Origin of the sequence: Kamptonema animale CS-326 (genome assembly GCF_028330895.1) — a bacterium.
GTDB classification, from domain to species: Bacteria; Cyanobacteriota; Cyanobacteriia; order Cyanobacteriales; family Microcoleaceae; genus Kamptonema; species Kamptonema formosum.
In genome coordinates, this window is record NZ_JAQMUA010000398.1 from 24,032 (window position 1) to 32,309 (window position 8,278).

Annotated in this window: 8 protein-coding genes and 1 pseudogene; all 9 read right to left on the reverse strand. The window is 43.0% G+C overall.

What is annotated here, in order from left to right; genetic code table 11:
- Window position 1 precedes the first annotated feature (1 nt).
- Complete coding sequence (locus tag PN499_RS23535) at window positions 2-1,828, reverse strand: hypothetical protein (RefSeq protein WP_272035149.1); 1,827 nt, start codon at window positions 1,826-1,828, stop codon at window positions 2-4.
- A gap of 129 nt (window positions 1,829-1,957) precedes the next feature.
- Window positions 1,958-2,362, reverse strand: a pseudogene (locus PN499_RS23540) (CHAT domain-containing protein); the annotation flags it as partial.
- Window positions 2,363-2,559: 197 nt separating this feature from the next.
- Window positions 2,560-2,952 carry a hypothetical protein gene (locus PN499_RS23545; RefSeq protein ID WP_272035151.1) on the reverse strand — a complete coding sequence of 131 codons (393 nt, stop codon included), beginning with the start codon at window positions 2,950-2,952 and terminating at the stop codon, window positions 2,560-2,562.
- Window positions 2,953-3,282: 330 nt separating this feature from the next.
- On the reverse strand, window positions 3,283-3,510 hold the full coding sequence (locus PN499_RS23550) for a hypothetical protein (protein ID WP_272035152.1): 228 nt from the start codon (window positions 3,508-3,510) through the stop codon (window positions 3,283-3,285).
- 95 nt (window positions 3,511-3,605) lie between these two features.
- The gene (locus tag PN499_RS23555; RefSeq protein ID WP_272035153.1) at window positions 3,606-3,839 is read right to left on the reverse strand and encodes a hypothetical protein; all 234 of its coding nucleotides are present in this window, start codon (window positions 3,837-3,839) and stop codon (window positions 3,606-3,608) included.
- Between the two features lie 128 nt (window positions 3,840-3,967).
- Window positions 3,968-5,662 carry a hypothetical protein gene (locus tag PN499_RS23560; protein WP_272035154.1) on the reverse strand — a complete coding sequence of 565 codons (1,695 nt, stop codon included), beginning with the start codon at window positions 5,660-5,662 and terminating at the stop codon, window positions 3,968-3,970.
- A 266-nt stretch (window positions 5,663-5,928) separates the two neighbouring features.
- Window positions 5,929-6,429: a hypothetical protein gene (locus PN499_RS23565; protein ID WP_272035155.1), complete on the reverse strand. Its 501-nt coding sequence runs from the start codon at window positions 6,427-6,429 to the stop codon at window positions 5,929-5,931.
- Between the two features lie 42 nt (window positions 6,430-6,471).
- Window positions 6,472-7,293, reverse strand: coding sequence for a calcium-binding protein (locus tag PN499_RS23570; RefSeq protein ID WP_272035156.1), 822 nt, complete (start codon window positions 7,291-7,293; stop codon window positions 6,472-6,474).
- A 59-nt stretch (window positions 7,294-7,352) separates the two neighbouring features.
- A complete protein-coding gene (locus PN499_RS23575) occupies window positions 7,353-8,051 on the reverse strand; it encodes a calcium-binding protein (protein WP_272035157.1) in 699 nt (232 codons plus the stop codon).
- Between the last annotated feature and the right edge of the window lie 227 nt (window positions 8,052-8,278).

Genomic DNA, 8,278 nt, shown 5'->3' on the forward strand with positions numbered 1-8,278 from the left:
CTTACAATTCAACGGAATACAAAGTTTTTAACCAAACTTCAACTACCTCACTGACCTGTTCTTGTTCTGCATCTAGAGAAAGACTGAAAGCATCATAAACCCACTGGAGCAAAGAAATCTGCAACTTCTGTTTGGCATTGCTAATTGCTTGTTTTACATTCCAGTTCGGTCTAAGAATGGCTAGTTGTTGTTCAGCTATTCTCTGACAATATCGCATTTGTATCAATTCTTGCAGAGGAACTTCTAATTTTTTAAATGCTTCTAACACTTGAATGTGAACGATCTGTTGATAGTACCTTTTTAACCATGAATGAACGCAATCTAGCTTAAGATTATTTAGTTGCGTGATGACTGCCTCTTGTAATTCGTTTTTAGCTGTACTCAGTTCTTGAGTAACTTCAGCCGATTCCGCTATTTTTACCCTCCTCAAATAATCAGCGATTTCTTCCACATTCATTCTCTGTCCGTAGCGGAGTCGTAAAATAGTTTGTTTTGAGTTATCAAGGGTGTCGATAGAATCAATTAAAGCTCCTTCAATTAAATCTGATCGACTGGGATTCGAGAATCTTTCCTCTAAAAATTTTTCTACATATCTTTGCGCCCAGACTTGAGGTGTAGTTTTCATGATTTCAGTAATTAAAGTTTCCAATTTACTTAGTAGGGGAGTTTTATAGATGTTTGATATATAACGTGCAACTGTTCCTTGGTTTATCCCAACTTTACTTGCAAATTGCTCTTGAACTAGAAGAGAAAACTCATGGGGGTAGCAAAGTGGCATAACTGCCTTGCGGACTCCCTGTGGAATCTTGCTGCGAATTTTTTCCAGGCTATTATTAATCCGCTGTATTTCCTCCCCAAACACCAAATCAGCCTGTTGTAGAAAATCTACTGGGTTCTCTTCCAACTCTAAAGGTTCCCAAGGATTCACAGACGGCTCGTAGTGTTTTTCATAACTATCTGCATCGCGGGAAATTTCAACGAGTCTTGGATAGTGTTGTAACGCCTCAATGCAGATATTCATCCATTTTTTTATCATCTCAGGCTTTACTTCTGGACTAGAAGACACCTGTAGAGGTGCATCAGGCTGAAATCGGTTGGAGTTGTAGTCTCTGGCAGTTTCTTCAAAATCTGGTAGCTCAGGCTCCGGCCACCTTCTAACGTTTCTTGTATTAGGATTATGAACTCTATTGTTTTTGTAAATTGGTACGAAGTATTGCCAAGCAAAGATGTATTGAGTAATATTCGGCTCAATTATTCCGTGTCTTAACAGAGCTTCTCGTAGTTTTTGTTGCTCATTATTAAACTTTCTTCGGCTGCTTAAATCTACATCACACAACAGATGCCAAGGAGATTCACAGTTTATCTGGTCTAGGATGATATTCCTTAGCGCACCTTGTAGATAGGTTTTTAGATTGGCACCTCTAGCATCTTGAAAATTGTACCCCTTAAGGCATTTCTTCAGCTTTTCTCGGTTATATAGGAAATCACTCGTTAGATCGAAAAACTTGATACAAGTTGCTGTAGGAAATGGAAATTTGCGAGAAAATTGCTGGACAAAGTGACATCGAGCTAGATCAAAATAAGCAACTAAATGCAAATGAGCAAACTGCCGTTCAGACTCGGATTTTGAATCATCGTCAATGGTTCCCCCAAAATATTGAATGTAATGGCTATCTTCCCATTCGGGATGTAACTGAACTAGCTTCTCCATTCTGCTTCTTAATGGCTTTTGAATTGATGACTTAAAGCTGGCATAACCGTTGTCACTTCTGCAAGCATATAATATGCAGAATTTATCAATGATATCCTGACATCGTAAGCTCGACATTTTGGCTTCCTCGTTGAGATCTAGAACACGGTGTTGTAGATACTTCTGGTTTGGCGATGCTAACTCAGAATCCCCAAGTTATGCCCTAGTGGCCATGAAACCGAATCCTGGGTAGTTCTACTAAACTTATTAAGGCACAGAAAAGGTTTTTATGTAGGGGCAAAGGTAGCGTAGCAATCCCCCTACGTCATCCAGGATGCTGTGAGTTGCTAAATGCACGATGCGCGATCGCTCTATTTGCTGTAAAACTGCTACTTTTGTCGCTTTGTCGCCTGTGAGCGGTTCAACATTCAAAAGCTGAGCGATCGCGATCGCTTCGGCTTCAGCGTGTGGGAGTGATGCTAGTTTTTGAGGAGGTTGGTTCGTCGTAAAGGCAACACTTGGCATGGTAGGATTCCCAACGACGACCGCACCTTTTCCCGAAGCAAGCTGTTGCTGTTTCTTTGTTAAAGACAGCACTTGAATTGAAGGTGCTGTTAAAATTGTATGTTTTTCTATCAAGTAGTTTCCCGAAGTATCTTGCAACGCTGCAAAGGGAACAAAGTTTCTTCCTCAGCCAAACCTTTCAAGCTGAGAAGTAATGAATGCTGCTTGAATGCTGTTTGCAGCGCCTAAAAAAACTGAACCTGCGATCGCGATATTGCCAACTTGAATGCTGGCAGGTGAAGAACTGGCGGGTGCTAAAGTGCTGTTTCCAGTGAGGGGAGTGGGTAGGTTGCCAGCCGTAAAAACTAACTGCGGTTGATCGCTAGATGCGGAACTGATAGCGATATCACCGGATGCGCGCCTTTTGCTTGCACTCCCAGAGAACCGCCTGCGTAATTACCAAAAGAGACGTTTCCGCCTGAGACGATCGTAGAACCGCCTGAACTTGCAAAGTTGCCGGGGCTACCTTGAAGTGTGGCAATTGAGAAATCGCTGCCAGCTCTGAAGAGGGCATCACCGGATACAGTACCGTTACTGGTAAGTGTTATGCGGCCGTCAGCGCTCAGTAAGCTTTGGGAGTGATTGCGCGTCTGGATGTCTATTTGGCGATCGCCCTCAGTTTTCTGTAGACTGAAAGGGCGATCGCGCAAAGCCATAGTGATAGTGCTGGACACAAGCGCGTAGCGTGCCGTAGGCATTCGCTCATGAGGAGTCAGTAACCCACCCCTAAAGGGGATGGGCTTGCAAGGCGAAAGTCAAAACAAGCCATACTGACCAGCCTAAGACTTTCGAGGTCTACGTTTTTTGAGTCAAGACACCAGGCGGATGCGAAGCTAGTCCCCTGCCCTGTCGTTTGCAGTTAAACAGTTTTAAGGTCACTGAAACAGTGCTGCAAGCTTAACAAGCTCTCAAAACATTGGCGAAGCTAACTTTACCCCGCAAGGGAGGCTCGAAAGAGCAAATCATTATGCGTACAGGGTTGTGAGGTTTGAGATGGTAATTGTCCCATCGAAAGTACATCACTTTCATCACACCGAACTAAACAGCCCCAAGGCGGTAATGGAAAAAAACGATTCACGGCGTTCGACAGCCGCAAAAATTCCTCCCACCCCTAAAGGGGATGGGTTTCCATTTTGGAAAGGTTTATGAAAGAATAATTCCTCTTGTTTTGAGAGTCCAGAGCGATCGGCACGCTGGCAATCACGCTGTTTCAATGTCTCCCCACCGCTGCGTTTCAGATTTTTTCGATGTGTCAAGCACCTTGTTGCCGCTAATAACGTTGGACACCATCCGAGTTCCTGTCGCCGATGGCTGAATCTTCACGCCGACACCGCCAACACCGCCGTTCTGCTCAAACCGATTGTTCATCAACATCGCCGCGTGCGACCCCAGCAAGGCACCACCAATTCCACTTCCCTTTGTACTTTTCGAGCTTATTAATGGCTTCGGGACAACCTGGATCTGGTTTGTCCGTTATATCTGTAATATCTGGCCCTTCAAAGAGGGCGAAATTGTTTAATTTACAGACTCCGCTATCTTTCGGTAAATCTTTATGAGTGGGATTAAAAGGGGATAATTTCGTCATCTGTTTCTAGCCTTCGTAGTTGACAATAATTTATTGTGATGGCAAACTCATCTCTATGTTTAACTATTGACCAGTTTTGGCAAGGAGCAAACCATTTTAACTTGCTTGCTCCTTAAACTAATCAATAGCTATTGCAGAGAATTATTCGGTGTAACTTTTGCAGATTTTTCAATCTGAGAACTGATGTTTTCTATTTGCCTGACTGAGATTTGCAATGTTTCTTGAGCAGCTTTAATTCCTAAATAAACTCCCGAATCTAAAACTCGGTTTAACTCTCTTTCAGCTCTCAGTTTATTTTCTTGACTGCGTTCGGGAAACTCTTTGGCAATTGATAAAATCATACCTCCAAGTACCGAGTTGACAATCACATCAAAAACTAAATCCGGAGCTGACTCTGAATTACCCCACCAGGGATCGACAATATCCTCTATTTCAGTAAGGTAAGGAATGATCCACTGAATTACTTGCTCTTCAGAAGAAATATTATTCAAGGAATATCGTGCTACACGACCCAGGTATAATATTCCTTCACGACTCAAGCCTTTTTGAACTGTTCTGGACGACAATTCCTCTGCTAGCGGTTGACTCCAACGTATTCTCCATAAGGCTGTTGCAAGTATTGATTTTTGGATTTTTTTAGGAGCCAGCCAAACACCAAGATTACGCCAGTAGGTTTTGATATCCTGGTAAACTTTTTTGCCTTTATCAGAATTGCCATTATCAGAATAATTAAAGCCTTGATGCTTTTTGGACTTTGGGTCATTATGAGGCCACTCGCCGATGACATTGATGTTAACGAAGTGATGCCAAGTTGAATCCACCGCAACTCTTCCGACATTAACTTTATGTCCGTCATAAGCTCCCAAGACACCAAAAATCTTTGCTGTTGTCGGCAGACTGGAGTATTCATCCTTGTGACCTCCAATCACTATCGCTTCCGCAATCACTTCTGGTTTTAGGGGTTTACCAGTCTTTGGCAAAATAGGATACTCGGTTGTGGTGTATCCATCAAAGGGAAAAGTTTTCGTTAAATCCTCTGGAACATAGCATTCGCCCTCGTGCATATGATCCGGAAGAACTTTGATTACACCGCGAGATTTGGAGAGCAAAGGATGAGGATAGCGTTTTATGAAAATCCCCTCATTATTCCAATATTTAGTTTGGTACATTTTGGGAATAATTTGCTGGGGAATATCATCCGATTGGTCATCAAATTGATATTTTAAATCGTCTCCTGCCCTCAATGTGTCATGCCTTGTAGACGAATCTTGACCTTGATCTTGATTTTCCTCCATCCCTGGAACTCCAACTGGTGGAGCTACAGGTTCTCCATTTAGTCCAGGATCGGGAAAATACCATTTCCGCATACTTCTGATGCGAGGTATACGGGCGCATAGTCCATTTCCTATATCTTGATGATCTCCTGTGGCAAAAACTCCTCCGCCATTATCCATAAACTGAGAAATAATTCTCAATTCGTCATCCTTCAAAGATAATGAATCCTTAAATTCTGGATCTTTTGGATCTACAAATCGGGACATTCCAAAGAACCAGATTTCGTCATAATCTTTGGGATTGAACATTTCTGGTTTATTAAACCGAAAATCAGTCTTAACCTCACTATCATCTACTTTAGCCCGATGAACTTTGGTTATCTTGAAATCCACATACAATCCGAGATTGACAGAATTAGTTTCAAGAGCTTTAATTAATTCTGACAATCCAACATCTCCTTCGCTAAAATCGAGTGTGAACTGTGAGTTTTTATCGCCAACGATTAAAACTCTAATAACTGTGGGCGGCAAACTAAAATCGTCAATCATGTAACTATCCTTGAGTGAATTAGTGGTATCGAAACGAGAAATGTTTTGAAAGAGGCAGAAGGCAGAAGGTTTCATTCCTGCGAAAGCCAGACAGGGGGAGAAAATGCTCTACAGCATTATATTGAGAATCAAGATCGACCTAGCGATTAGTTGATTTGGTCAACTCCGTACCTCTGTTGACCCGCGATAGCGAAGCGGAAGCAGCGAAGCGAATATTCATCCCACGCTCCCCTTCGGGTAAGACGTGGGACTTCTCGCGAGTTAAGCTAAATCTTTTTCAAAGTGAGCTTCGTCGATGTATTATTAACCTGTTCGCAAGAAAGGTTGGTCTTGTTTGGAAGTTTGCATTTGAAAAACCAACTAGGTTTTTTGTTTTTTTGCTTAAATTCCAAAGTTACATTATTAGCACCTACAGAGGCAACTACTGCACCACTTTCAAAAGGAGTATTTTTTTCTCCTATAAATTTCCATGTTCCTTGCTGGTTTTTTCCCTGTTCGATAACCATTTCAACAGAAGTTAAGGCATCATCACCTTGAGAATAAAGATTCCCTTTCCAGTTGCCGACAATCGAAGATGGGGAAGTAATTACTTCATTGATTTGCAGGCGATCGACCTGCTGTGATGTTAAGGGGTTAGCCAAAACTTGAGAAGTCTTACCTAAAATTGCCATTGCGGAGGAAAAAGATACTGGCATCAAGGTGGCAAGGACGAGGGATGTTACAGACCGTACAACTGAGAGGCTTTGGTTTTGAATGTTGTTATCCATGATGATTCTCCAAGTAATGTTGTTGGTTAATAAAATTAGGTATTAGAGCGCATTAGATGCGGAGATGAACACCTGATTTGGGTTGATATTGGTAATATTTTGGTCTTGAACAACACCAATCAAATCACCCTTGTAGAAGATTCCCGTGTCTTGGACATTGCTACCTTCCCAGTTGCCAAGCCCAAGCGAATAACCGTCTTTTAGAACCCCTTTGATTTGGATTTTATCGGTTTCAACTAAACTAAAGTCCGTAATTGTGGCGTAGCCATTTCCGAGGTGGTAAACGCTATTTATATCACCCAACACGAAGGTGTCCTTTCCAATGCCACCCGTGAGAATGTCGAATTCATTTTGCCCAAAGCCGTAACCAATAAGTTGATCGTTACCGCTTCCGCCTAAGAGAATGTCGTTGCCCGTACCACCAAGTAAAGCATCGTCTAAAGTACCGCCAATCAGCCGATCGTTACCAGGGCCACCAACTAGATAATCGTAGCCAACGCCGCCATATAAAGTGTCATTACCAGCGCCACCATCGAGAACGTCGTTGTTAAACCCACCATCTAGATAGTCATTTCCACCAAGACCCGACAATATGTCGTTGCCTGCATAGCCATAGATTGAGTCATCTCCTAGCGTTAATACAGGGCCATTGGGGGTTTGCATGAATTCAGGATCTTTACCAACTAACTTGGGTCGTAATTGACCGTTATTGAAAGTACCATCGTCATTGAAAGGTGTTCCATTAATAATTGTCATTTCAGTTACTCCTTGTTGTTCAAAATTAGAACGTAGAGATTGAGCGACCTGTGCGATCGCTACTACATTGTTCGGAATCGTTAAAACTTGATTTATTCCCTCTGCCATAACTTTTGTAGCGCCGTCAAATACTACGGCTAAGTTGAACCAGGCAGAGGGTTATCAGCTTAGCCAGGAAACGGATCGCCAAGGATGAAGTCTGTTGCTTTGACATTGGTGATGTCTTGCAACACACCAATTTCATCATTTCCGAACAATATCTTAGTATCTAGAGCAGCGTTGCCATACCCGAAGTCTCCAGACACCAGAGTGTATTTATCTAGAGTCTCAAAGAGTGCGATTTTATCGCCTTCTAATGAGTTAAAGTCTGTAATTAAGGCGAAACCAGATCCGGTGTAGAAATTGTAGTATGATTGCGCGCCCAGCACGAACTTGTCCGCGTCAGCGCCGCCTGTGAGGGTGTCATATTCGGTGCCGTTGCTGAAACCGTTAAGGTAATCCTTGCCAATACCGCCATTCAGATAGTCGTTGCCAGCCTCGCCCCACAAATTGTCGTTGCCAGTGCCGCCGTACAAATTGTCGTTGCCAGTGCCGCCATTCAGATAGTCGTTGCCAGCCTCGCCCCACAAATTGTCGTTGCCAGCCTCGCCCCGCAGGTCGTCGTTGCCAGTGCCACCGTACAATTTGTCGTTTCCACCAAGACCCGACAATACGTCGTTGCCTGCGTAGCCATAGATTGAGTCATCTCCCGACTTTATTAATATAGGGGGGCTATTGGGGACTTCTATCAATATAGGATCGGTTCCAATTAGCTTTGGTTTGTCGATACCGTTGTCATCGAAGTTGGTGCCATTAATAAGTGCCATTTCTGTTACTCCTTGTTGTTCAAAGTGTTCGGGAAAGTTTATTGAAATTGGGTTTTAGGATGATGTATTTGAGCAATAGCTAAGGCTCGTGAACCCTTTGATTGGCTTATTGGGGGTGGGTTCTTCGGTTTATGCACTTGGGCAAGAGCGTTAACTTGTGAACCCTTTGATTGGCTTATTAGGGGTGGGTTCTTCGGATTATGCACTTGGGCAAGCGCGTTAACTTG